Consider the following 26,014-nt stretch of genomic DNA (forward strand, 5'->3'; position numbering starts at 1 on the left):
GGTTTACAATTTTACTAAATTGCCCTATAGCTAAATCTATATTATGAAATCAACACAATCCTTTTACAGTTTAATGTTTATTACATTATTCATCTCCTTTACGGCCTTTAGTCAATCAGATAAAGAGGTTGATCTGAAAGCTCTTGATGCCTATTATGCCAAAATGGTTAAAGACTGGGATCTTCCTGCTGCATCGATAGGTATCGTTAAAGATGGAGAATTAATTTTTACAGGAAACTACGGCGTTCTGGAAACGGGTAAAAAAGGTGGACCTGATGAGAACACTTTATACGCCATCGCCTCTAATTCTAAGGCCTTTACTTCTGCCATTATTGGGATGCTTGTACAAGAAGGAAAGTTGAAATGGGATGATAAAGTGAAAAGCCATTTGCCCTATTTTGCAGTTTACGATGAATGGGTTAGCGAGCATGTCACCATCCGGGATTTGTTAAGCCATCGGGTAGGTTTGGGTACTTTTAGCGGTGATAATATCTGGTATAAATCAGACAAATCATCTGAAGAAATAATAAAAAGCATCAAATATGTACCCAAGGCCTATGATTTTAGAGCTGGCTATGGCTACTCTAATTTAATGTATATCACGGCAGGGGAATTAATCAAAACAGTAACGGGGAAAAGCTGGGGAGAAAATGTTAAAGAACGAATTCTGATTCCATTAGAGATGAACCGAAGTATCACATCTTTAAATGATTTAAAGATTAAAGGTAATTATGCAACACCTCATAAAAGAGAAAAGGATGAAAATTTTGCCATTGACTGGGTTGATTGGGAAGAGGTTGCTGCTACCGGAGGACTTATTTCAAGTGTTTCTGATGTATCTAAATGGATGGTCTTTAATATGAATCATGGCATACATAAAAATGATACACTTTTAACTGCTGCCACCAGAAATATGATTTGGACACCGCATAATAATTTTAGTATTGACCATACTAAGCCGAATGATTTTGGGCGCCAATTTAGCGGATACGGTCTTGGATGGGGTCTAAGTGATTATCATGGAAAGTTACGCGTAGGACATACTGGAGGTTATGATGGCATGATCACAGCTGTGACGATGATTCCTAGTGAAAACCTTGGAGTTGTTGTTTTGACCAATGGAACAAAAAGCCCGATTATGGCAGCGACTTATTATGCGCTGGATCAATTCTTAGGGATTGATGGAAAAGATTGGTCGAAAAAGCATTTAGAACGCACTAATGGGCGGCAAGCAAAAAATGACAGCAGAATCGCTGACCGAATAGCTGCTCGTGTATTAGATACCAAACCAACGTTGGATGAGAAAAAGATTCTGGGAGATTATTACGATGATATGGTAGGCAAAATAAGTATTAGTAATGATGGCGATCGTTTAAGTTTAAAATTCGAACATCACCCTTTGCTTTCAGCTAAATTGACGCATTGGCATTATGATACTTATGAAATTCACTGGGATGAAGACCAGGCATGGTTTAGTTTTGGAACGATCAAAATTAATGCAGACAATAACCTTAAAGTGAAGGGCTTTGAATTTGATGTTCCGAATGATGATATCTTTTTTTACGAATTAAAACCAAAAAAAATAAATTGATGGTATTGTAGTTATTGCAATTTTGAAGCAATCTCTTTGGCATTGCGAACGGCACCTTCCATATACCCGGGAAACGCAGAGGCCGTTTCTGTACCGCCTATAAAAAGCCTTTCCTTTAAAAATGAATTTCTATATAGTTGATGCCCATTATTCTGATGCGGAAACAAATGGCCTTCATAAGGTGTATAAGTAAGCGTTTCATGTTGCCATATGAGCTCTTCATAGTTCAAATAATTTCTAACCCTTTGGCCATAGTACTTTTCAAGTTGTCTCATGATTAATTCAAGCCTTTCTTCCTTAGATATTGAATAATAAGCATTATTCAAAAAGCCTTTTAAAGCAAATCTATCTTGTTCAAAATTTGAATGATCATACATTTCGGTTACAGGACCTTGGTTACTAAAAATGGTACTGCTCAGCTTCATTTCATCCCAAAACGCATCCGAATAACTAAGTCCTATTTTAATTGATTCTCCCATCCAGGTATGGGTATTCTGTGCTATTTCATGAAGCTCTTCTGGTAATGAGGGACTAACTTTTATCGTATTAAGAAATAGAAAGGGTGGAAGTGTTGATACCACATGTTTAGTTTTGAATACGCCTTGATTTGTATTTACCAATAGAAAATCTTTACTTCCCTCAATGCTTTTTACCACGCAGCCCATAATTACATCTGTAGTTTTGATCTGTTGCGCTAAACTATTGATTAATAAATTGCTCCCTCCTTTGATTCTATAACTGGGTTCTTGATTTTGTGGTAAAGGCACAAGTTGGTGAGGGCTGTTTGTTGTTGGCTCATAAATGGCTGTTTCACCTAATTTCTGTTCAAATATATCAAGTTTTAGTTCCTTTAATAAAGCTAATAGTTGGCTGTGTTGCGGGCTGATCCAAGTAGCACCCATTTCAAGTGGCGTCTCATTATTACTTACTGTTAAAATACGTCCACCCGTCCGATTTCTCCCTTCAAGGATACTAATTTCCAAGCCTTTTTCTTTTAGATAATAGGCCAAAGCTAATCCAGTCAATCCTGCTCCAATGATCAGTATATCTTTCGTTGTGTCTTTCATGAGTGAATTTTGAATCCTAAAAGTAAGGCCTTAAAAGTATCAATTATTAACAACATTGCTCCACGTTTTCTAAGCGTCTATTCTTCATGTAATTACAATATAAGCAGAAAGATGTCGTTTTAATCCAAAATTTAAATGATTGGTTCGATTCGGTTCTTTTCCCCTCAGAGATATTTGGATTGGGCCATGAGTTTAAATTTTTTTATTCCTCAATTATGATGGTGTATTTTTGTCTGTCAGAATCCTTTGCAAAACAAAAACCGTCTCCGACCCCCGAAATAACATGAGGGAGTTTAACTTTTATTTTAAAGGTGTAAGTTCCAGCTTCTGTTGGTTTCCCAAAAATTTCAAAAACCCGGCCATCACTTCTGTAACCCAAGCCTGCGGGAAGATTTCCCGTCATGGAGAACTCATATTCAAAAGTTTCTTCATCTGCATTTTGGATATAGGCTGAAATAATCTCAGAATAACTGGATCCTACTTTACCAATTAGCATGTTTTTCCTTGGAAGTTTAGGGACAATCTTATCATTGCATTCAAGCAATTCATCAGTTAGCATTTCACAAGAATAGGAAAATAGTAAAATTGGCAAGACAAGAAGAAGTCTTTTTCTGAGGAGGAGCCGAAATAACATAATTCATAAGTTTATAATAGCTGCTAATTCAAATTCTGTGCCAAGCAAAATTCAAATTGTTTTTTTTATCTTTAGCCATAGCATTAAGCTTACTAAAACGCCTTAGATGAAAGATATCAATACCTCCATTTTTAAAGTGGACAGCACTATAGAATTAAATGTACTTCCAACTAAAATTAAATTGGAAACAGATACGAAGGAAGTAGAAAAAGAATTAAGACGGGTACGCAAAAAACTAGGTAAACTTCAAGACACTTTATATGCCCATGGAAAATATGCAGTATTGATATGTATACAGGGCATGGATACCGCAGGTAAAGATAGTATGATCAGAGAGGTGTTCAAAGATTTCAATTCTCGTGGAGTAGTGGTGCATAGTTTCAAAGTGCCAACCCCTCTTGAATTGGGTCATGACTATTTATGGAGACATTATATCGCTTTACCTGCTCGGGGTAAATTCGGTGTTTTTAACCGAACACATTATGAGAATGTTTTGGTTACAAGAGTGCATCCTGGTTATATCATGGGTGAGAACATCCCGGGAATCAATTCAGTTGAAGACATTACAGAAAATTTTTGGGAAGAGAGATTTGATCAGATCAAAAATTTCGAAGACCATATTGCAAAAAACGGAACCATCATTTTCAAATTCTTTTTACACCTTTCAAAAGAGGAACAGAAAAACCGTTTAATAAGGCGTTTGGAGAAAGAGGAGAAGCATTGGAAATTTTCTCCAGGTGATCTAAAAGAAAGGAAACTTTGGGATCAATACCAATTCTGTTATCAAGAAGCGATTAATAAAACGTCGAAGCCTCATGCCCCATGGTATACAATTCCTGCTGATGATAAGGCCACTGCCCGCTATCTTGTAGCCAAAATCTTATATGATACGTTGAAAATTTATAAAGACATCCAGGAGCCTGATTTAGATGATGAAGTGAAGGCAAAAATAAACATGTATATTCAGCAGTTGAATGAAGAATAATATGAAGATGAATATTATTGAACAAGAATTAAAATGTAATTGATTATGAATAAAATTGTTTTTTACCTATTGATATTGTTAGTAATTGTATCATGTAAGCAAGAGAAAAAATCAAATGAATATATCGATTCTCCTATAGATGTTCCGTTACCTATTGAAACTGAACTTCAGTTGGAGGAGGAAACAGAAGCCGAATTGCCGATTGTACCATTGGCTTATTTAAAAGCATATTCAGGGAAATACGCAACTCAAGAAAATCTATTGACAAATGGAGTCTTGTCGCAAAGACTTCAGAATTTGGAGCGGTTTAATTATAAAGCGCTGATACAAAATTATAACACAGAGACAAGCCTCGTTATCATAGACAATATTGTTCATATGAGTGGATGCAAACAGCACAATTGCCCGAGTAATGCCTATGACTTTTTTATCGATCTTGACAATGATAATATAAATGTCTTTTATTTTAGAAGTAATATGTTGCGTGTTTATCAGGAAAAGGGCTTGATCGAACTTCCTGCTGAGTTTGCAAAGGACTTAAATACTAAAAAGGACAATGCAGGGATCGGAAACCCGGATTCTATAGAGTCAAAATATGAGCTATAGAAGGTGTTGGTAGCAAAAAAGAACAGATAAAATTTTTGATTTCTCATATACTAAATACTGATATTTAGAGTTTTAAATAGAGGTGCACCTCTTATTCGCGCCTTTATTGTTATGAATATACTTCTCTTAATAGATGTTGGAAGCACCATTCTAGTGATCATTACGATGATCCTATGGATTGCTATAATGATCGAAAAATTCATACATCCTGCTTATAAGGATTTTTTCAGAGGAAGCCGTTTATGGCCTAATGATGAAGATGAAAGACGGCGAATTAAAAAATGTATTCAAGGCGTAGGGTTATACTATTTTACAGCTGTCTTGGTCTTACTTTTTTCTCCTGCAATGGCATTAATTATGGGATTTGGAGGCATTTTTTACACGATCGTAATTTATTATTGGCTGGTGATCGTCAATAGACAGAAAAGAAATTAGTTCTACATTATTTTTTAGGATTCAAAGTTGCGTTTTATAAGGCTTTGATTGTCTTCATTTTTTAGATACATTTATTGTTCAAGATTTAATTAATCAAACAACACCTTTAATATGCCAGCATATGTTGTGGTTTTTAATTATTTGTAAACAAATCAAGAATGCATTATTCAAGAAGAACATTTGTTCAAAAGGCAACATTAGCATCTACTTCACTTCCTTTATTGCCCCTTACGTCTATGTCACCATTATTTGAGGAGCATAATGATACGCTTGATGTGAGCATATTTTCAAAGCATTTGCAATTTTTAGATGTAAAAGAAGTGGGGCAGGTTGCAGCTGAACTCGGATTTAATGGTATTGATTTAACTGTGCGTCCAAAAGGGCACATATTACCAGAGGATGTTATTTCAAATCTCGCACCAGCAATTCGTGACATAGAAAGATCAGGATCATCATGTAAAATGATTACTACGGCCATCGATAATGCTAATAAAACCGAGGATGTAGACATTATTAAGACTGCAGGTGACTTAGGTGTGAATTTCTACAGGATGAATTGGTTTAAATACCATGAGGGTATGAGTATGGTTGCGTCATTAAACCTATATCAAGAAACCATTCAAAATCTAGTAAAGCTTAATAAAGAACATGGTATCACGGGCTGTTACCAAAATCATGCAGGTACTAAAGTTGGAGGCTCTTTTTGGGAAATTCAAAAAATGCTTGAAGGTATTGATCCAGATTATCTAGGTGTACAATATGATATTCGCCACGCAGTAGCCGAAGGTGGTTTTTCTTGGGAAAACGGACTACAACTTTTACATCAAAAAATTAAAACCCTTGTATTAAAGGATTTTAAATGGGCAAAAGTAAATGGTGTATGGGAAGCCGTTAATGTACCTATAGGAGAAGGCATGGTTAATTTCACTAAATATTTTCAATTACTTAAGGCCTACAACTTGAACCCGCCTGTCTCCTTGCATTTGGAATATCCTCTTGGAGGTGCTGAAAAAGGTAAGTTTTCAATATCAGTTGACAAAAAGATAGTTTTTGATGCCATGAAAAAAGATCTTAGCAGCATAAGAGAATTATGGGCTAAAGCTTAGTATTTTTCAAATATTTTTTGCTGTTTTCTCCTGTTTGGAGGTTTCATGTTGTTAGCTAACAATTTGACCGGCTCTGTATCTTGTTTCCAAATTCACTTCATAAATAGACCTTTACTTAATGAAAAATTTGATTCAAATTCTGACTTAGGTCATATTCTATAACTTGTTTATGCCCTAATTTTGTAAATCGATGATGAAGCTTTTAAAGAGCGTTTTAACTCCTTTCTTTTTGAGCATAAGAATTTGAATAGTTTATGAAGCATTCAGGGGCCATATCAAAAATTACCAATTCAACCATTACGGTTTCATTAGAGCCTAATATTAATTGTGAGGGCTGTAAAGCGAAGGCCGCATGTGGTGCATCAGAATCTAGTTCCAAAGAAATTGAAATTGACAATCCCAATCTCATCCAGAAACAAGCAGGGCAAAATTTTGTATTAAATGAAGAAGTAGCTGTTGTATTAAATGAAGAACTTGGCTTGAAAGCCGTGTTTTGGGCTTATTTGTTTCCATTTATGCTATTGGTAAGTGTATTAGTTATAGCCTCATCGTTCTTTTCAGAAGGGCTGGCAGGTTTAATAGCACTCTCAGTGCTGATCCCATACTACATTACATTGTATATATTGAATGCCTTTTTCAAAAAGAAATTTAAAGTATCAATCCTAAAAATGATTTAAGATGATAATATCGATTTTATATAGCGCTGTACTTCTTGCCTCAATAGGCATCGTGGCAGCTGTTATATTATACGTCGTTTCCAAAAAGTTCTATGTTTATGAAAACCCCTTAATAAGTGAAGTAGACGAAATTCTCCCTGCTGCTAATTGTGGTGGTTGTGGTTCTCCGGGATGCAAGGCATTTGCCGAAAAACTAGTTAATACTGAAGATATTTCAGAGTTGTTCTGTCCGGTAGGAGGTAATGATGTAATGAAACAGGTTGCAGGGCTTTTAGGGAAGGAAGTAGCAGAAAAGGATCCAACCGTAGCTGTATTACTATGCCAGGGAGGATGCGATGTAAGGCCAAAAACTACCATTTATCAGGGGCCTCGCTCATGTGCTATTTCATCACTGGTTTATGGTGGAGAAACAGATTGCCAATATGGTTGTTTAGGTGATGGCGATTGTGTAGATGTCTGCGATTTTGATGCCATGTATATGGATGAAGAAACTGGCTTGCCAGTTATTATTACTGATAAATGTACATCCTGTGGTGCTTGTGTAAAAGCTTGCCCAAGAGATATTATCGAAATGCGACCGCTCAACAAAAGAGATTTAAAAATATTTGTTGGTTGTCTTAACCAGGATAAAGGGGGAATTGCCAAAAAAGCCTGTAATGTAGCCTGTATCGGCTGTTCAAAATGTGAAGACATTTGTCCGAAAGATGCCGTTGTTATGACAGATACATTGGCTTATATAGATCCTGCTTTATGTACCTTATGCAGAAAGTGTGTTGAGGTATGTCCTACACATTCAATTATTGAAACAAATTTTCCTCCCAAAAAAGTTAAAATCCCAAAGGATAAAAAGCCGAAAGTAACTCCTGCTAAAAAAACAGAAGTAAAACCGGTTGTCAAAGCCAAGATTGAAACGAAAGCTGATGTAGAATCTGAAAAACCCAATATAGATGCTTAAAACATTTCCAAAAGGAGGAATTCACCCAGCTGAAAACAAGATTACTTCGTTTAAAGCTATAAAAAGAATGCAGGTACCTAAGGTTGTATACGTACCGATTGCACAACATATTGGTATACCCTCTGAAATTGTGGTAGATCGAAAAGACAAAGTTGAAATTGGTCAGGTAATCGCAAAGTCAAGCGGATTTGTTTCTTCCAATATACATTCTCCAGTAGCAGGAACTGTGACCAAACTCGATATGATGGTGGATAGCAGTGGCTATAAAAAACAGTGTATTGTAATCAGAACCGACCAAAAGAACGAATCGAATTTTGACATACAAGATTTCCCATTAAAAAAGGAAATCACTATGGATCAAAAGGATATTCTACAACACATTACAGACTCTGGAATTGTTGGTTTAGGGGGCGCAACTTTCCCATCTCATGTCAAATTAGACCTTAAAAATGACAATCATGTTGATTGCCTTATCATCAATGGTGTTGAATGTGAACCATACCTTACTGCTGATCACAGGCTCATGCTTGAAAAGGGAGAAGAAATTATTGTTGGGATACAAATTCTTATGCAGGCATTACATATTAAAAGTGCCATAATTGGAATTGAAAACAACAAAAAAGATGCGATCAAAGTTCTTAAAAACGCAGCAGCCAGTGATGACAGAATCAAAGTAGCGGCATTAAGAGTAAAGTACCCTCAGGGGAGTGAGAAGCAACTCATCAAATCAATTTTGAAAAGAGAAGTTCCAAAAGGGGGGCTACCGATGGATGTAGGCGTAATTGTGCATAATGTTGGAACCATTTTCGCTATTTATCAGGCTATTCAATATAACCAACCCTTAATTGAGCGTGTTGTAACAGTTACCGGTAAGAAAGTAGAGGATGCCTCTAATTTCTGGGTTAAAATTGGGACACCTATAAAAGATTTGGTCCAAGAAGTTGGCGGCTTGCCAGATGGGACAAGAAAAATTGTCAATGGAGGCCCGATGATGGGTAAAGCCATTAAGAATACAGATGTGCCTGTTACCAAAGGAACCTCTGGAATATTGATTATTGCTCAAGAGGAGGCAAGCAGACAAGAATCTAAAAACTGCATTCGTTGCAGTAATTGTGTTTTTGTTTGTCCGATGGGATTAGAGCCTCATTTGCTGATGAACTTATCTGAGAAAGGATTGTATGAACGCGCTTCAGCAGAAGATATCATGACCTGTATTGAGTGCGGATCTTGTAGTTATGTATGTCCTTCACACAGACCTTTATTAGACTATATCAGATTCGGTAAAAATATTGTTAAGAAACTACAAACTGTTAAGAATTAAGATGGTAGACGAAAAAATTATAATATCAGCCTCGCCACACGTACATTCTGATAAAACATCAAAAAAGGTGATGTATGATGTGCTCTATGCTTTGATTCCGGCTTTTATGGTTTCCATATACGTATTTGGATTAAGTGCATTGATCATGACTTCAGTAGCTGTGATTTCCTGTATAGCTTTTGAATACCTGATTCAGAAGTTTTTATTAAAAACAACCATTACAATAACTGATGGTTCGGCCCTGATAACCGGTATTTTACTAGCCTTTAACTTGCCTTCTACACTTCCGCTTTGGATGGTAATCATAGGAAGTTTGGTTGCGATTGGGGTTGCTAAAATGTCTTTCGGAGGCTTAGGATTTAATATTTTTAATCCTGCTTTGGTAGGTCGTGTATTTTTATTGGTATCATTTCCGGTGCAAATGACTTCATGGCCGACTCCAGTTGAAAACAACACAAGTTTATTTGATGCCGTTACAGGAGAAACTACACTGGGTATTATTAAGGAAGGCCTAATGTATGGCGAAACCATGTCAACACTTTCAGATAAAATTCCAAGTATGATGGATTTATTTCTGGGAATCACAAGCGGTTCTGCCGGAGAAATGTCTGGCTTGGCATTGATAATTGGTGGAATATACTTATTGATTCGAAGAGTCATTACATGGCATATACCTGTCACTATTCTTGCTACGATGGCTGCTTTTACCGGAATATTTTGGTTGGTAAACCCAGAGATGTTTGCTAATCCATTGATCCACATCCTTTCAGGTGGTGCTATTTTAGGAGCTTTTTATATGGCAACAGATTTGGTTACGAGCCCCATGACAAAAAAAGGGATGGTCATATTCGCAATCGGTATCGCCGTTATTACGGTTGTTATTAGATTGTATGGCGCTTATCCTGAAGGTATTTCATTTGCCATACTCATCATGAATGCCTTTGTACCGCTTATAAATACATACTTTAAACCAAGGCGTTTTGGTAGTAAAATCACAGCAAAAATCGTGTAATTATGACTAAGAAAAAATCCACATTTATAAGTATGACCCTTACACTTTTTGCCATTACTCTTATTGCAGGTGTTTCGCTGGGCTTTATAAATGATATTACCAAAGGGCCCAAAGAGCAAGCCAAATTGGCCCGTAAAATAAATGCTTTAAAAAATGTGCTGCCAGAATTTAATAACAATCCCGTAGAAGATGTAAAGCGGATAAAAACTGATTTGGCTAAAGACAGTATTGAGATCTATGCAGGCTTTTTAAATGAAAATCAATCAGGAACTGCAGTTGTTGGATCGTCCGAAAAGGGTTTTAGTGGTTTGGTAAAAATAATGGTTGGTTTTAATCCAGATGGAAGCATCAAAAACATAGCAGTTCTCGAACAAAAAGAAACACCCGGTCTGGGAACCAAAATGAAGGATGAAAAATTTATCAAGCAATTTAGAGGTAAACATCCGTCATCGTATAATTTAAAAGTCAAAAAAGACCAAGGTGATGTTGATGCATTAACTGGAGCTACAATAACAACAAGGGCTTTTGGTGAAGCCGCCCAAATGGCATATGATGTATTTGTAGAAAATCAAAAAACAGCTAAAAACTAAGCATAATGGCAGCAGAAATTAGTCATAAACAAAACTTTTTAAAAGGAATAATAAAGGACAACCCTGTTTTCGTAATGCTTCTGGGTATGTGCCCAACTTTGGGTGTTACCTCATCGGCATTTAATGGTTTGGGTATGGGAATAGCCACATTATTTGTGCTCCTGATGTCAAATATTGTTGTCTCTCTTGTAAAGTCTCAGATTCCAAGTAAAGTGAGAATCCCTGCATTTATTGTCATTATTGCATCGTTTGTAACGATTGTAGAAATGGTTTTAGAAGCATTTATTCCATTTTTATATGAACAGTTAGGAATTTTCATTCCTTTAATTGTAGTGAACTGTTTGATACTCGGAAGGGCAGAAGCCTATGCTTCCAAAAAAGACCTTATGTCGTCAATAATTGATGCTTTGGGTATGGGAATTGGGTTTACGATTGCCTTAACCTTGCTTGGAGCAGTTAGAGAAATACTAGGAAGTGGCAGCTTATTCAATTTGAAAATGGTTTCAGAAGATGCGAGTACCTTAATTCTGTTTATTCTGCCTCCAGGAGCTTTTATAGCCTTGGCTTATCTCAGTGTGCTATTTAATAAAGTATCAATTAAAGAAAACTAGAACATGGAATATATTTTAATTCTTATAACAGCAGTTTTTGTAAACAATATTGTACTCTCACAATTTTTGGGAATATGCCCTTTTTTAGGCGTGTCAAACAAGGTTTCAACTTCTGTAGGGATGTCAGGAGCTGTTTTGTTTGTCATGACCATTGCGACCCTTGTTACCTATTTACTACACGAATTTGTTTTAGTACCAACCGGTTTAGATTATTTACGTACGATCACATTTATTTTAGTTATCGCAGCATTAGTTCAAATGGTAGAGATTATGCTGAAGAAAGTAAGCCCGCCATTATATCAGGCTCTAGGTGTGTTTTTACCCTTAATTACAACAAATTGCGCAGTATTGGGAGTCGCTATTTTAGCTTTAGGCTTAGAAAGCGGAAACCTTTTAAAGGCAGTATTCTTCGCCATAGCGAATGCTATTGGTTTTGCATTGGCACTGATCGTTTTTGCGAGTGTTCGAGAGCAGTTAGAATTAGCGGATATTCCAAAAGGAATGAAAGGAGTTCCTATTAATTTATTGGTAGCAGGTTTGTTATCACTGGCATTTTTAGGGTTTACAGGGCTGGTTTAATTTTCTTTTCAATTGGTACAAACCTAATCAACAAGTAGCGCGATCACCTTGTAACTTTGTGGTGATGCTTTACTCTAATTACTTTTCTTCATTTACCAAAGACAATGGACCTCCTAACTTGAACCCTGATCAGTTCAGGCGCTTGATGAATATCATCTATTTGGAAGGTGTTATAACGGGCATCAGAAGAATCAAGGACAAGGAGAAAACCCAACCTTTCAAATACGATATTTTAATATTTAAGCATGACAATGTGCTGACTGACCTTACAGGGAATTTAAATCCGAGAGAATTATTAAGGGAGATGTATATGTTATCTAGAAATTGATGTTACGCATACGTTTACGACACAATAAGTCGTAGCGATATCCCTTATGTAAGTATAATTTTGAGGAATCAAATATGACATTAAGATGGAAGAAGGATTTTTTAATATACTAGGCATAAGCGGTGCTATTTTTGTCAGCGCAATTTTAGGGTTTAAACTATTATTGAAACTTGTTAAATACACGCAAGATTATAAAGAAAAAAATGCAGCCAAGATTTAGAAAATCACAGTTGTTCAATTGCTTCTTGTTGTTGCAATAATTTTCATGAAGCATCCATAGAATAATGATAGTTTTTTTAATTAATTATTGTATCTTCGATCGGCTTAAAAATTTTCTGAGGGGATCTGATTTAAGCTACATACATTACGAATTTAATACGTATCAACCCAAGTAATTTTTTACTTGGGTTTTTTTATCACCCATAAAACATTATTTTTATTTCTGCATAATATGATGGCTATATATTGATAATGGTCTCATTTATGCTAATGAGTTTATAATTGACATTGCAAACCAGATACATAATTTTGAGTTGTTTTTTAAATACAATAGATGTGATTTAATAAGACTAAGTTGTCTTTGCATTATGATAACTGAACACGTATTATATTTGACTTATGGAATTATTCGATTTAAAAGGTAAGATAGCGCTTATTTCAGGAAGTACACATGGCCTTGGAATGGCTATGGCTAAAGGACTAGGCCTTGCTGGCGCCACAATTATAGTGAATGGAAACTCATCACAGGAAAAGATTGCCAAAGCGGTAAAATATTATGAAGCAGAAGGGATAAAAGCATTTGGCTATAAATTTAATGTGGCTAATGAAAATGAAGTGGTAGATGCAATTACTAAAATCGAAAGTGAAGTTGGTACTATTGACATATTGATTAATAATGCAGGTATCATAAAACGAACTCCATTGGTTGAAATGGAAGTTGCAGATTTTAAAGAAGTCATTGATATTGATTTGGTAAGCCCTTTTATTGTCTCCAAACATGTTGTAAAAGGCATGATTGCAAGAAGACAAGGAAAAATAATCAATATTTGTTCGATGATGAGTGAATTGGGTCGAAATAATGTTGGAGCCTATGCGGCAGCTAAAGGCGGGTTAAAAATGCTAACTCAAAATATGGCTACAGAATGGGCCAGACATAACATTCAAACAAATGGAATTGGTCCTGGTTATTTCGCAACGGAGCAAACAAAGCCAATTAGGGTTGACGGGCATCCGTTTAATGATTTCATCATTAATAGAACTCCTGCTGCAAGATGGGGTGATCCTGATGATTTAGCGGGAACGGCTGTTTTTTTATCATCCAAAGCCAGTGATTTTATAAACGGTCAGGTAATTTATGTAGATGGAGGCATACTTGCTACAATAGGAAAGCCTTCAAATGAATTATAATAGAAATGAAATTATTTTCTCATGGTTTTCATAAACTTTTTCATTTTGCTTAATTGTCATCTGAATAAACATTTTGGTCAAATAAAAATATTTTTGTAATATTGATTATTCCCTTGATATATAAGTGATAAGAAAATTTAATCTATCTAATAACTTCTAATATGAAAACAGAATTACATGATGATTTAAATCCAACTAAAAAGGTTGGTAGTTTTGCAAGAAGGAGTTACAAGATTTATTTAGAGCATTACAAATCTAGAAATTTAACCCCTACTTTAAGCATGGATGAATTTTTCGAGAATTATACATCAAATTAATACAGTACCCTCTACTTTCCGTACTTGAAATCTTTGGCATATTTTACATCAAAATGTGTTTACCACCGCTTAGTTAAAAAACGAGCATTACGATTCAAATGGTAAACTGCTACCTAACGAAGGTTTTATCTAAATTTGCGATACATTATTAACAGGATATTGATATGTCAATTGAAGAAATTGTTGGAGAATACACAATAATCGGAACCAACCAGGATGCGGGTGATAACACCTATAAAGGATCACTGAATTTATCACTTGATTCTAACAATAGAATTGTTGCAGAATGGATCATAAACCATAATCAAAAGCAACTTGGTACGGGCTTTTTTAAGGATGATATTCTGGTCGTGAACTTTCATTATCATGGGGACGATGATCATATTTATAAAGGTGTTGCAGTGTATAAATGTATTTCTAGAGATATACTTGATGGGTTTTGGTCTGAAAAACATGGCGATCCGCTTTACATTGGTGAAGAAAGAGGCTTTAGGATTAAGAAGGATAAAGATTTGGTTAATTAATCCTTTGTGACTGTGTATTTCACCTTGTTGCAGTTTTATTTACAATTTTTATAAAGCGGATAATCATCTTATTAAGATAAAACTTTCTGTGATAAAAGTGTTTGGCTTCCAATGTGTTAGACACAATAATAAATGATTCTTGCATGAAATGTTCACTGGCACTCAGATGTAGTTTATGGACGTATAATGGGTTCTGTAGCTGTTGCCAGCTTACATGCAAACGAACAGTTTGTAATTGATCTGGAGGCTGCAAAACAAGAAATTAAAAATAGTAGCGAATAATCAAAATATAATTTTAAAAATATCTAAATTTATAGGAGCAAAGCAGTGATAACAATAATATAAATCGATGAAAAAACCAGCCGTATTTATTTTTACAGTTTTACTGATGCTTCAAATTGACACTATTTACAGCCAATATTGTGTGCCATTTGAAATTGTAGAAACGGACTTTCAGGTAGAAACTAAATTTGTAAACGTTGAAGCAGAGTGGTATCCCAGTTGGATTAAATACAATAACGATAGCATCGTGTATCCCGAATCGCTTGAACCTTTGGTTAAATGGAAACATCCACATATGAAGGATGGTCTGCCGAGTGCGATGCACGAAGATTCTTATGCTTCAGATATCAGTAATTTGCAAGGACCCGTTCCTGAGAATGCTAAAGTTCAATACTTTCAGGTTAAAGAAAAAGGAGATGAATTTTCAGGCATGTGTCCTTCTTTTGCCTTTGTGGATGAATTCACCATGGTAACTTTGTCCTTTGGCAGGAAAAACACCACTTTATTGCTTCTCGATATACGTGATACGATTAAAGTTGTTGACGCTATTAAAATCCCCGGAAGAGGGCATAAGGCTATGGAACTGGCCAGTAAAAAGGCTCGCATGGCTTTATTCAGAAATACTTCAGGAGGGGCTTATTTTTTTCTTTCCAAGAACAATGAAGTTATCATTCCAGGGCCAGAATACAGTATTTTTTATATTCCGATTGAAAACAAAAAATTTGTCAGAGACAGAGCGCTATCTTATGATATTCTGGAAGAAATTGAAAAAGGGGACCTTTTTATTGAAGGCATTTCTGCCAAGGAGGGACGTAACAAATTAACAGCGGTAATGCCCGATGCACAAGGTAATATCTGGTATACTTCGAAAATGGGTATCATTGGTGTCATCGATTTGCAAGGTTTCAAAAAGGGGGATTTTAAAGATAAAGGATTGTGCCCTAAAACCTATTCCTTCTATATAGGGAGCTTTGGCTTGTTAAAGAAGATTGAACATTTCTTTGGGAAGAAGTACGAACGGCTTGAAGATGTAGAGTTTTACAGAGAAGGGATGTCTGATGAGGAGTACAAAAAAGAATTTCGGGATTTTTTTATGATGGAACCTGAAACGCGCGAAGAGATACAGAATTCTTTTTCGATTGGGCCAGATGGCGTATACATTGTTTCAAATATTGCCTTGTATAAATTTAGGTTTAACGATGAGAAAAAGACCATAGAAATGGATGCCAACTGGAAGAAAACCTTCCATGATCAAGGAGATCAGATCTATCCCAATGACGGGACTCAAAAAAAAGGACAGTTAAATGATGGTAGCGGCACAACACCCACATTGATGGATGATCGGTTTGTCATTATTGCTGATAATGATGCACGGCAAATTAACGTGAACATCTATGCACAAAAAGATGGCCACCTTGTTAGCCGGCACAGTGTGTTCGCCAAAGACAGTAGCGCTTGCGAAAACTCAATAGTAGCCTATAAGAACAGTTTGTTTATAGGTAACACGTCGAATTATATTGATCCGTTTGACTTTAATGATACGCCTGGCGGAATTGACCGTTTTGATTATAATGAACAAACAGGGAAATTTGCAAGGAAGAAAGATTGGCCCATAGAGCATATCGATGCCAAAACGGCAACGCCTAAAATGTCTACTGCAACAGGTGTTATCTATGTTTATAATCGAGAAGAAGCATCCGATGATGGGCATCATGATTGGCAAATGACGGCGATAGATTATGAAACAGGTAGGAAAGTTTTTTACTTACGGCCCGAATTTGAAAAAGGTGAATTCAAAGAAAGTATCTCGTTTTTGATGAAATCGTTTTCAATGGGTTTAAAGAATTACGATCAGAAAGTATTCAACAATATATGGGCTACGTATACTTTTGGCCCCAATAATAGTATATTTATTGGTGCTTACAGGGGATTCTTGAAATTCTCTTCAGATCCAAAACCAAACTAGCTGCTTTCATTTGTAATGGTGTTAAGCAAATACTAGTATCATAAAACTATCCTAATGAAAAAACTATTTTGACCTGCTTTCAGATTAGAATATTAATTTTTTGCTCTTTTTTGTGGATTCAAATGGAAGGGCAGGAATTAGAGCCCAGATCTATCACTAATTTGCCAGTAGGATCCAATTTCGTAGTAGGTGGATACGGATTTTCTCGTATAAACACCTTATTAGATTCAGCATTCCCTATTAAAGAAATAGATTCAAGAGTACACACAGTGGCGGGTGCTTATGTACGGTCTATCAACTTCTTTGGTTTATCGTCGAAAATAGATATCATCGTGCCCTATTTCGCAGGACATTATGAAGGTGAGTATCAAGGGAGGGAAATTGGCATAAACCGCTCGGGATTTGGGGATATACGCATGCGATTCTCTTTTAACTTTGTAGGGTCAAAGGCTATGGATGCGAGCGAATATCAAAAGTATTCACCAGATTTTGTTTCGGGATTAAGTGTTCAGGTTATAGCCCCAACCGGATTTTATGACAGCCAATATTTAATCAACATAGGCTCAAACAGATGGGTGATAAAACCACAATGGGGTGTGGCTAAAAATTATGAGAAATGGATTTTGGAAGGGTATTTGGGCGTCTGGTTGTTTGGAGAAAACAATCATTTTCTTGAAGGAAATTCATTGGAACAGGAGCCATTATTTACAATTAAAGGACATGCAATTAGAACCATGAAAAGTAATAGATGGATGTCTTTTAGTGCAGGGTATGCAGTAGGAGGTAATACCAAAATCAACGGAACACTGAGGGAAACACAAATATCAACCCTGCGTTTGGCATTTATGTATGCACTTCCTATATCAAAAGCAGGCAGCTTGAAGTTTTCGGCGATATCCGGAATTCGTTTTCAAAAAGGGAGTGATTATAACAGTCTTGCGGTTGCCTACCAATACAAATGGCTGGATAAAAAAGAAATGCTTAAACTAAAATGAGAATGGAAAAGCCTTTTTTTGTTTAAATTGTTGACAATCTCTATATTCACAGATAATACAAGTTATTTTAACCTGATAACAAATGATGCAATAGCTTAGTTCGCATTTAACAATGGAATGAGAATACAAATACATATGAATTTAGAAACGATTAGAAGCATTGACTTGACTGATTATAAGACACTTGTTTTCTTGTTCTTGATCATCTTTTCAATCATTCTATTAAGATATGTGGTTTTTTCTTATTCGTATTATTTCTTGTTTCATGTAGTTTTAAAAAAGAAATACGCAGACCGAGTGCTGCTGACAGAGTTACCATCTGCTGATCAAATCAAAAGAGAAGTATGGCTTTCTCTTTATAGTACTTTCATTTTTGGGTTAATTGGGCTAGGTCTATTAGCACTCTGGAAAAATGGATATACCCAGATTTATTCAAATATAACTGACTTTCCGCTTTGGTACTTTCCGGTTAGTATCATAGTATTCATGGTTTTACATGACACCTACTATTACTGGCTGCATAAATGGATGCATGACTTTAAGTGGCTGCGCCGTTTTCATTTAGTTCATCATAAAAGCATCAATACAACGGTGCTTACTTCTTTCTCTTTTCACCCTGTGGAGTCTTTTTTTCAGGCTATAATTTTGCCAATTTTATTTATGCTTATTCCTATGCATCTTATCGCCATTCTCATCATACTATTGCTCATGACCATTTCGGCGATTATCAATCACGCCGGTGTAGAGATATATCCAAGGAATTCTTATTTTGATGGATTTCGAAAATACATAATAGGGGCCACACACCATGACATTCACCATCGTCATGCTAAAAAGAATTTTGGCTTGTACTTTACCTTTTGGGACCGGTTTATGAAAACAGAGTTTTGATTTTCAATATTAATAACAAATAGAATATTTTTATACCTTATAAAAAATAATGGAAAATTTATATACATATTCGCTAACTGTTTTTATGAGCTTTTTCGCAATTATGAACCCAATAGCAAACACACCAATTTTTATAGGACTCGTTAAAGGAGAAAGTAAAGAAAATAAAAAAAAGGTAGCTAGAGTCGCAACAATTACAGCGTTTTTTATAGTTACTTCTTTTGTTCTGGCAGGAAAATTTATTTTTGAAGCATTTGGACTTACTATTCCAGCATTTAAAATAACTGGGGGTATTCTAATATTCTATGTCGGGTTTGAAATGTTAATGTCTCAAAAGTCTAAAATTCACGATAGTAGTAATTCTGAAGCAAATATGGGTATGGCAATTTCACCTTTAGCCATTCCTATTCTTGCAGGCCCAGGAACTATTGTAACAGCAATGAATAGCGTTACAAATGCAAGTTTTATTCAGATAGGCATTGTTATTGCCATTTTTGCCTTAATGATTGTTCTGACCTATTTAGCATTTATTCTTAGTGACGTCATAGTAAGAAAAGTTGGGTCCAATTTAATTTCTGTTGTCGGAAAATTAATGGGATTAATCCTTGCGATAATTGGAACGGGAATGGTCACAGAAGGGATCAAATTAAGTTATAACTTATAATACTGAAGGATATCCTGAATATCCTCCATGTTGAGAATGAAAAGACCTAATCCGTCTAGCGACGGATTGCCTTAACGGATTACTTACGTGATCCTGAATGCCCTCCATGTTGAGAATGAAAAGACCTAATCCGTCTATCGACGGATTGCCTTAAAGGATTACTTACGTGATCCTGAATGCTATCCATTTTGAGAATGAAAAGACCTAATCCGTCTAGCGACGGATTGCTTTTTTATTTGTCGAACCTTTAGGCAAATGAATTTGCCACGGTTTCTCCAAATAAAAAAGACCCGCAATTTGCGGGTCTTTTTTCATTCATCTGTGATCGCGACAGGATTCGAACCTGTGACCGTCTGCTTAGAAGGCAGATGCTCTATCCAGCTGAGCTACGCGACCATTTATTCTTTTGCCTTTGATAATTGTGAAATTACAATACAGAATCTCCTTATCTTAAGCGGGTGCAAATATAAACGGACATTCCAAATAAAACAAACTATATGTTATAATTTTTTGTCGAATTTTCTCTCTAATTGACTGTCAATGTTTCAGGTTGAAATTCAAAGAAAAAAAAATTACTATCTTTGAAGAATTAATCATAATCCCCCTCGCTATGATAAAGCCACTACTATTGCTGTTGTGCATCTTATTTATTCCTGTCACGCTAAGTGCCCAGGTTCGCATTACAGAAAAAAAAGTTGAAGAAGTTCTTATTCAGCTTGAAAACGCCGAAGTTGATATTATTCAAGTTAAAACCATGAGAAAATGGAAAGCACTTGAATTGAGCCATGAGATGAAACCTCAAATGGATTATAATATTGTTTTGGTAAAATATATGTCTAAAGGATCAAAGAGAACGGTCATTATAGATCGAAATCTTGTTCCAATCAGATATGACTATCTGGATAGGATGGAATGATTCTTTTCGTATGAAACTATGCGTTTTACTTAATTAAATTCTAAATAAGTTACAGCAGTATTATTCTTTTAGGTTGTCATCTGCTTGATCTAAGGAATAACCTTTCTGCTCGTATACATATTTAATGAAGAAAAACGAGAAATATAGTCCAACGATTCCAAGAAGCATAAAAGCCACTATTTCTAGTCCATGAATCAATCCAGCAATTGAAAAAGTTGCCGTTATAAGTATAATTGCGGCAATAATTCGAAAGTGTTCTATTTTTGACATAATTACTTGTTTGATACAATAACGTAATAATATGGGCAAATAGTATGCCGCTACGTATTACTTGTTCACAAAGTTTAGTTAATAACTGTCACAATTATGTGGGGTTTTTATATAGTTTCAGCACTTCAATATGATAAATGTCATAGTGCTCTTAAACTTTAAATGATACATTTGAATGTGTCTTAAAGGTTTTTGAGGGGAATATTTTTAAGTTCACACACAAGATTAAAACTCGACCAGAAGGTCCGAATAATGTATTTTATTCGGACCTTCTTTTGTTTGTAATCGATACTTAAAAAGGCGTTACCTCATATTTGTTCAACTTTAAAAGATAAAAATTGAACATTTTTTAATAATATTATTGTTTTGTTCATATATTATAGTATATTTGTTAAACAATAAATTAAATAATGAGCGTTAATAGTTTTCAAATAAATAGTCCCATTTTAAGATTACAACGATTAGACATGTTAGTATCTTTAGAGAACTATTCGTTCATTAAAATAAATTTCTTGAATAAATCAGGAAATTTTAAAAATGGGTTTGATTTTAGAGATAATTTAATTTATTCTTTGTTTTATGGTCTTTTAAGCGTTTTTATAACTGAAAAAATTTTCAATTAAATGTCGCATAGTATAGATTTCATAATTTGGTTTTGGTTTGATTTTTTCACAAAGAAAGATGATATTAAACTGATTTCATTTCCTAAAAGAGTGCATAGTTGAGACTAACCCATAATGTTTCAACATTGCACTTTTTGATTAATAATAAATAATAATAGATAAACAAAATATCATGAACATTCTATCAAACTACCGTTTTTTAATCCTTTTTATTTCATTGATAACCTTGTCCGCATGTAGTAGTGATTCGGGTGACATTGAGGTTGATCCACCAATTACCCCAGAAATACCTGAATTTGAAGGACGCATAACCGTTTATAACCTTGCGCCAGCTTCAGAATCAGAAATTTCGGGAACTGCAACTTTTACTGAAAACGAAGACAATTCAATTACTATTGACTTAGATCTTGCAAATACGCCTTCGGGTGAACAACTTCCAGCTCACATTCATGTTAATTCAGCAGCAGAGGATGGTGAAATAGTATTAACCTTAGGGCCTGTAGATGGTTCTACTGGAATGAGTAGTATTACGATCAACGCTTTCGATGATGGAACTGCAGTAACTTACGACACACTTATTACTTACGACGGTGCTATTAATGTCCATCGCGATGAAGGAGAGTTGTTCTGGACCGTGATAGCTCAAGGTGATATTGGTGAAAATGTACTTACCGGTGTATCGAAATCATATGATCTGAATGAAAAAATGGCACCTGGTATCCAAGGTACAGTTACTTTTTATGAACGTCTAAATGGAGAGTCTTTATCTGTTATACAATTAGTTAATACACCTGAAGACGGAGTTCACCCAGCGCACATTCATAATGGCAATGCCTTAGAAGGAGGAAATATAGCAGTTTCTCTGAATCCAGTGGATGGAACATCAGGAACAAGTAAAACAAACATAGCGCAATTAGATGATGGCTCGTCTATATCTTATGATGATTTAATAGAATTTAGTGGACATGTAAATGTTCACCTAAGTGCCGAAGAACTAGCAACAATAGTGGCGCAAGGAGACATAGGTGGAAATGAACTGTCCGGAACGCAGATGATGTATATGTTAGGAGAAAAAGATGCTCCAGGAATTTCTGGTATGGTACATTTTTACAAGAGAATGAATGGCGAAACCCTTGCCATGCTTGAATTAATGAATACTCCTGAAAATGGGGTACATCCTGCTCACATTCATAATAACTCCGCTGCAGAAGGCGGAGGAATCGCTGTAAGTTTTACACCGGTTGATGGAACAACTGGAATGAGCTACACAAATATTGCTGCGCTTAATGACGGTACTGCAATCAATTACGAAGGATTAATGGACTTTGATGGATATATTAATGTGCATTTAAGTGCAGAAAACCTGGCTGTTATAGTGGCCCAGGGAGATATTGGTCAAAATGAATTAACAGGTATGTCAATAATATATGACTTAGGCGAAAAAGATGCTCCCGGTATTTCAGGAATAGTGACTTTTTATGAAAGAAAAAGTGGTGAAGCATTAGCTATGCTTAATGTAATGAATACGCCGGCAGGTGGTGTTCATCCAGCTCACATTCATAATAATTCTGCCGCCGTAGGAGGAGGGATCGCATTTTCTTTTAATCCAGTAAATGGAGATACAGGAATGAGTTTGACGCATGTAGCACAACTTGATGATGGAACTTCTTTTACATATGATAATATTGAGTCTTTTGATGGATATATTAATGTGCACCTAAGTCCTGATAATCTTGCAACTATAGTAGCTCAAGGCAATATAGGATCAAACCTGAATGATGATGGAGGAGAAGGTGAAACGGTTACCTATTCAGTTGGTAATACCGGTTCAAGTGCCTATCTCTTTACGGGTGCTGATTTAAACAATGAGTCAAATCCTGACTTCACATTCAAAAGAGGTCAGACTTATGTATTTGTTGTAAATGCTCCTGGTCATCCATTTTTAATAAAAACAACGGCATCTTTAGGAACTGGTGACACATATGATGATGGTGTTGCTAACAATGGAGCAGCCACTGGAACAATAACCTTTACAGTACCTATGGATGCGCCAGATACACTTTTCTATATATGTGAATTTCATTCGGCAATGGTCGGTACTATTAATATAATCGATTAACATTCCCCCGAGTATGATTGATTAATCCCCCTGATAATTTAAAAAACCCGGTTTATCCGGGTTTTTTATTTAACTATCTTTACAAGAAATCATGATAAAATGACTAATCCAGTAATACAAATTACCCCGCTTGGCTTTCCGTGGGAAACGAGTGATCCCTTCTTGTTTTGCGTACACCATGAAGATTTTTATCCAAAAGGGAACAAGAAGCTAGGGCCAGATGTCTCTTTAGAAGGACGCAACTTAGGCAATGACTTTAACATTAAAGATGGGTTTAGGATGTACCACGGCGAAACAGTACCTGGATTTCCAGCACATCCTCATCGTGGATTTGAGACCGTTACAATCGCGAAAAAAGGTTTGGTAGATCATTCTGATTCGATAGGAGCGGCCGGAAGATTTGGAAATGGTGATGTACAGTGGATGACAGCTGGGCGAGGAGTGCAACATGCCGAGATGTTCCCGCTATTAAATCAAAAGGAAGAGAACCCCTTTGAATTATTTCAGATTTGGTTGAATCTTCCAAAAGTTAAAAAAATGGCTGATCCTCATTTTGCTATGCTGTGGAAAGAAGACATTCCAGTTTATGTTTATAAAGATAAGAATGGGTTTGGCACCAAAATAGATCTCATTGCAGGTCAAATGGAGGGGGTTACGGCTCCCAGTCCAGCCCCTGATTCCTGGGCGGCTGACCCAAAGAACGAAGTCGCAATTTGGACTATTAAGATGGAGGCGAATGCAACTTTTCAATTGCCAAAGGCTTCTGAAGGCATCAATAGACGCTTATATTTTTATAAAGGCGGCGCTATGAAAGTTGCAGATAAAGACATCCCAACATATCATGCAGCAAGATTGCAAGCTGAAGGTGAAGTAATGTTAGAGAATGGGGAGGAAGATTCTTTTTTACTTCTTTTACAAGGCAGGCCCATTGCAGAAACTGTAGTTCAACACGGACCATTTGTTATGAATACGGCTCAAGAAATACAAAATACGATGAATGTTTTTCAGGCAACGCAGTTTGGTGGATGGCCTTGGCCCACTTATGATCATGTGCACCCTCATCACGAAGGACGTTTTGCAAAATTTGCCGATGGAACTTTAGTTAAAAAATAAAGCTCAAAAGTGATAAAGTAAATTTTTTTAATTTTTTTTCCATTATGGGTTGACTTTTGTCTTTTAAGCGCACTAATGGATACTTAAATCAATCAAAATAAAGAAACTTTTCCCCCGAAACCCCTGTTAAAGCAGGGGTTTTTTTATTTTTCCTTATAGATCATTATATGTAACATTTATTACTTTTTATATGATTTTTATCACAACTTTTATCTGAATATATTTTTAATTTTACCTTGTCGTGATGTAAAATTTGAATTATGAAAACTTATAATAAATCTTGGAAACAAAAAGTTGAACATAAAATAAGTAACGATTGGACTTCGTTTTCTAACCCTATGAGTTTGAAAATTGAGGAAGATAATAGCAGTACCATTTTCATTTCTGCATCCTTGGAATTCACTAACCTACATAAAAGAGAAATAGATAAAAAACAACAAGGTTCTTTGTACTATAAAATTTTGGTAAATGACCAAGAGCTGGTTGAGTACCATGTTATAGATCCTTCGAATGATAGAAAGCATTCTGATGTTAGCCTCCATGCGGTGTCTCAAATACCTGCTGGAGAGAATACCATAGAAGTATTCTATAAAGTTTCAAAAAATAGTTCTTGGGAACTTTTAGGAAATCAAAGTAAAAGACATTTGAGTGTTTTGTCTTTCCCACAAAGCTAACGAAAGACCGATTATCCATTTTTTTTGATTTTTATTTAACAGAGCATCCCTGTCAGAATGTCTATATTTACATTGTATTTAGCCGATTGAATCATAAGATAAAACATAATCTATGGCTTGTTTTTAAAGCTCTAGAAGTTCAATCCAGCAATATGTTAATTTGTTTATATGGAAGGATTTGATATTGTAATGGTTATTGCCATTATTCTCTTCGCCAGATTAGGAGTGCGTTTGGTCACTGAGTATATCAGGCTTAAAAAAGATCAGAAAAGTAATTCAAATCAAGATTGATTGGCAGTTATCCTTTCAGTGATTTTACCACCAATATATGCCATTGGTATATAAGCAAATACAATATCAATTACTGCAAACCAAGTAGGCCCCGGAATCATATAGTTGACCATAATTCCTCCAATTAAAAATAATATACCAACCACTAGCGCAAATTTCATTTTGTTATTAAATGCAACCAAACTAGCTACAATGCCACCTGCTAAAGTGCCTAAGGCGTGGGCTAAAAACGGGAAAATAAAATATTCATAGGATAAGGTGGGCATAACAGCCACTAAGGCCTCCATGTTGTCGGGGTCAATTCCTTCGATCGGAAGGAGTGTATGACCAGCTTTGATGAGTCCCATATTGACAATACTACCAACCACCCATCCTAAAATAACAGCTAAAATATTTTTAAGTATCGGATTCATGTGCTTTGTTTTCTTATCGTAAATAACATTTTTCTAGGACATATTAGAAGTT

At 35.6% G+C, this 26,014-nt stretch carries 30 protein-coding genes and 1 tRNA gene; 26 read left to right on the plus strand and 5 right to left on the minus strand.

Going from position 1 to position 26,014, the window contains the following annotated elements:
• The first annotated feature begins 43 nt into the window (after positions 1–43).
• Positions 44–1,591 carry a serine hydrolase gene (locus QWY87_RS14555; protein ID WP_290292555.1) on the plus strand — a complete coding sequence of 516 codons (1,548 nt, stop codon included), beginning with the start codon at positions 44–46 and terminating at the stop codon, positions 1,589–1,591.
• 11 nt (positions 1,592–1,602) lie between these two features.
• Here QWY87_RS14555 and QWY87_RS14560 read toward each other — a convergent pair whose 3' ends face one another.
• Positions 1,603–2,658: a flavin monoamine oxidase family protein gene (locus QWY87_RS14560; RefSeq protein ID WP_290292558.1), complete on the minus strand. Its 1,056-nt coding sequence runs from the start codon at positions 2,656–2,658 to the stop codon at positions 1,603–1,605.
• Between the two features lie 202 nt (positions 2,659–2,860).
• Entirely contained in the window at positions 2,861–3,292 is a 432-nt protein-coding gene (locus QWY87_RS14565) for an Ig domain-containing protein (protein WP_290292559.1), read from the minus strand.
• Positions 3,293–3,398: 106 nt separating this feature from the next.
• On the opposite strand from QWY87_RS14565, the gene QWY87_RS14570 reads away from it, so the two are divergent.
• The 20 genes from QWY87_RS14570 (at position 3,399) to QWY87_RS14665 (ending at position 19,543) form a co-directional block, all read left to right on the plus strand.
• Positions 3,399–4,277, plus strand: coding sequence for a PPK2 family polyphosphate kinase (locus tag QWY87_RS14570; RefSeq protein ID WP_290292560.1), 879 nt, complete (start codon positions 3,399–3,401; stop codon positions 4,275–4,277).
• 45 nt (positions 4,278–4,322) lie between these two features.
• The gene (locus QWY87_RS14575; RefSeq protein WP_290292563.1) at positions 4,323–4,883 is read left to right on the plus strand and encodes an Ivy family c-type lysozyme inhibitor; all 561 of its coding nucleotides are present in this window, start codon (positions 4,323–4,325) and stop codon (positions 4,881–4,883) included.
• A 111-nt stretch (positions 4,884–4,994) separates the two neighbouring features.
• Entirely contained in the window at positions 4,995–5,318 is a 324-nt protein-coding gene (locus QWY87_RS14580) for a hypothetical protein (protein WP_290292566.1), read from the plus strand.
• Positions 5,319–5,476: 158 nt separating this feature from the next.
• Positions 5,477–6,424, plus strand: a complete 948-nt coding sequence (locus QWY87_RS14585; protein ID WP_290292568.1) for a sugar phosphate isomerase/epimerase family protein — start codon at positions 5,477–5,479, stop codon at positions 6,422–6,424.
• 254 nt (positions 6,425–6,678) lie between these two features.
• Positions 6,679–7,101 carry a SoxR reducing system RseC family protein gene (locus QWY87_RS14590; protein WP_290292569.1) on the plus strand — a complete coding sequence of 141 codons (423 nt, stop codon included), beginning with the start codon at positions 6,679–6,681 and terminating at the stop codon, positions 7,099–7,101.
• Between the two features lies 1 nt (position 7,102).
• Entirely contained in the window at positions 7,103–8,056 is a 954-nt protein-coding gene (locus QWY87_RS14595; protein WP_290292572.1) for a Fe-S cluster domain-containing protein, read from the plus strand.
• On the plus strand, positions 8,049–9,377 hold the full coding sequence (gene rsxC / locus QWY87_RS14600; protein WP_290292574.1) for an electron transport complex subunit RsxC: 1,329 nt from the start codon (positions 8,049–8,051) through the stop codon (positions 9,375–9,377). Before QWY87_RS14595 ends, rsxC begins: the two co-directional genes overlap by 8 nt.
• Before the next feature lies 1 nt (position 9,378).
• Entirely contained in the window at positions 9,379–10,389 is a 1,011-nt protein-coding gene (locus tag QWY87_RS14605; protein ID WP_290292576.1) for an RnfABCDGE type electron transport complex subunit D, read from the plus strand.
• Positions 10,390–10,391: 2 nt separating this feature from the next.
• Positions 10,392–10,979 carry an RnfABCDGE type electron transport complex subunit G gene (locus QWY87_RS14610; RefSeq protein ID WP_290292578.1) on the plus strand — a complete coding sequence of 196 codons (588 nt, stop codon included), beginning with the start codon at positions 10,392–10,394 and terminating at the stop codon, positions 10,977–10,979.
• Positions 10,980–10,984: 5 nt separating this feature from the next.
• Positions 10,985–11,590 (plus strand): RnfABCDGE type electron transport complex subunit E, encoded by a 606-nt coding sequence (locus tag QWY87_RS14615; RefSeq protein WP_290292580.1) that lies wholly within the window; start codon positions 10,985–10,987, stop codon positions 11,588–11,590.
• A 3-nt stretch (positions 11,591–11,593) separates the two neighbouring features.
• Positions 11,594–12,169 carry an electron transport complex protein RnfA gene (locus QWY87_RS14620; RefSeq protein WP_290292582.1) on the plus strand — a complete coding sequence of 192 codons (576 nt, stop codon included), beginning with the start codon at positions 11,594–11,596 and terminating at the stop codon, positions 12,167–12,169.
• Between the two features lie 64 nt (positions 12,170–12,233).
• Positions 12,234–12,497, plus strand: coding sequence for a hypothetical protein (locus tag QWY87_RS14625; RefSeq protein ID WP_290292583.1), 264 nt, complete (start codon positions 12,234–12,236; stop codon positions 12,495–12,497).
• Positions 12,498–12,582: 85 nt separating this feature from the next.
• On the plus strand, positions 12,583–12,717 hold the full coding sequence (locus tag QWY87_RS14630; protein WP_290292584.1) for a hypothetical protein: 135 nt from the start codon (positions 12,583–12,585) through the stop codon (positions 12,715–12,717).
• Between the two features lie 398 nt (positions 12,718–13,115).
• Positions 13,116–13,904, plus strand: a complete 789-nt coding sequence (locus QWY87_RS14635; protein ID WP_290292585.1) for a gluconate 5-dehydrogenase — start codon at positions 13,116–13,118, stop codon at positions 13,902–13,904.
• 161 nt (positions 13,905–14,065) lie between these two features.
• On the plus strand, positions 14,066–14,221 hold the full coding sequence (locus tag QWY87_RS14640; RefSeq protein WP_290292587.1) for a hypothetical protein: 156 nt from the start codon (positions 14,066–14,068) through the stop codon (positions 14,219–14,221).
• Positions 14,222–14,385: 164 nt separating this feature from the next.
• On the plus strand, positions 14,386–14,745 hold the full coding sequence (locus tag QWY87_RS14645) for a hypothetical protein (protein WP_290292589.1): 360 nt from the start codon (positions 14,386–14,388) through the stop codon (positions 14,743–14,745).
• 349 nt (positions 14,746–15,094) lie between these two features.
• A complete protein-coding gene (locus tag QWY87_RS14650) occupies positions 15,095–16,993 on the plus strand; it encodes a hypothetical protein (protein ID WP_290292591.1) in 1,899 nt (632 codons plus the stop codon).
• Between the two features lie 110 nt (positions 16,994–17,103).
• Positions 17,104–17,988 (plus strand): transporter, encoded by an 885-nt coding sequence (locus QWY87_RS14655; protein ID WP_290292592.1) that lies wholly within the window; start codon positions 17,104–17,106, stop codon positions 17,986–17,988.
• Between the two features lie 117 nt (positions 17,989–18,105).
• Positions 18,106–18,879, plus strand: coding sequence for a sterol desaturase family protein (locus QWY87_RS14660; protein ID WP_290292594.1), 774 nt, complete (start codon positions 18,106–18,108; stop codon positions 18,877–18,879).
• 49 nt (positions 18,880–18,928) lie between these two features.
• Positions 18,929–19,543 carry a MarC family protein gene (locus QWY87_RS14665; protein ID WP_290292595.1) on the plus strand — a complete coding sequence of 205 codons (615 nt, stop codon included), beginning with the start codon at positions 18,929–18,931 and terminating at the stop codon, positions 19,541–19,543.
• A 322-nt stretch (positions 19,544–19,865) separates the two neighbouring features.
• Here QWY87_RS14665 and QWY87_RS14670 read toward each other — a convergent pair.
• A tRNA-Arg gene (locus QWY87_RS14670) sits at positions 19,866–19,939 on the minus strand.
• 214 nt (positions 19,940–20,153) lie between these two features.
• On the opposite strand from QWY87_RS14670, the gene QWY87_RS14675 reads away from it, so the two are divergent.
• Positions 20,154–20,459, plus strand: coding sequence for a hypothetical protein (locus tag QWY87_RS14675; protein ID WP_290292596.1), 306 nt, complete (start codon positions 20,154–20,156; stop codon positions 20,457–20,459).
• A 60-nt stretch (positions 20,460–20,519) separates the two neighbouring features.
• Here the strand turns inward: QWY87_RS14675 and QWY87_RS14680 are convergent, their stop codons facing one another.
• Positions 20,520–20,729: a hypothetical protein gene (locus QWY87_RS14680; RefSeq protein WP_290292598.1), complete on the minus strand. Its 210-nt coding sequence runs from the start codon at positions 20,727–20,729 to the stop codon at positions 20,520–20,522.
• Positions 20,730–21,524: 795 nt separating this feature from the next.
• On the opposite strand from QWY87_RS14680, the gene QWY87_RS14685 reads away from it, so the two are divergent.
• From QWY87_RS14685 to QWY87_RS14700, 4 genes are all read left to right on the plus strand, one after another.
• Positions 21,525–23,471 (plus strand): cupredoxin domain-containing protein, encoded by a 1,947-nt coding sequence (locus QWY87_RS14685; protein WP_290292601.1) that lies wholly within the window; start codon positions 21,525–21,527, stop codon positions 23,469–23,471.
• Between the two features lie 99 nt (positions 23,472–23,570).
• On the plus strand, positions 23,571–24,584 hold the full coding sequence (locus QWY87_RS14690; protein WP_290292604.1) for a pirin family protein: 1,014 nt from the start codon (positions 23,571–23,573) through the stop codon (positions 24,582–24,584).
• 260 nt (positions 24,585–24,844) lie between these two features.
• Positions 24,845–25,258: a hypothetical protein gene (locus QWY87_RS14695; protein WP_290292607.1), complete on the plus strand. Its 414-nt coding sequence runs from the start codon at positions 24,845–24,847 to the stop codon at positions 25,256–25,258.
• A 168-nt stretch (positions 25,259–25,426) separates the two neighbouring features.
• Positions 25,427–25,549, plus strand: coding sequence for a hypothetical protein (locus QWY87_RS14700; protein WP_290292609.1), 123 nt, complete (start codon positions 25,427–25,429; stop codon positions 25,547–25,549).
• On the opposite strand, the gene QWY87_RS14705 is transcribed toward QWY87_RS14700, so the two are convergent.
• Positions 25,540–25,962, minus strand: a complete 423-nt coding sequence (locus tag QWY87_RS14705) for a hypothetical protein (RefSeq protein ID WP_290292610.1) — start codon at positions 25,960–25,962, stop codon at positions 25,540–25,542. The two genes, QWY87_RS14700 and QWY87_RS14705, sit on opposite strands and share 10 nt — an antisense overlap.
• Between the last annotated feature and the right edge of the window lie 52 nt (positions 25,963–26,014).

The organism is Lutimonas halocynthiae (assembly GCF_030409835.1).
Taxonomy (GTDB): Bacteria; Bacteroidota; Bacteroidia; order Flavobacteriales; family Flavobacteriaceae; genus Lutimonas; species Lutimonas halocynthiae.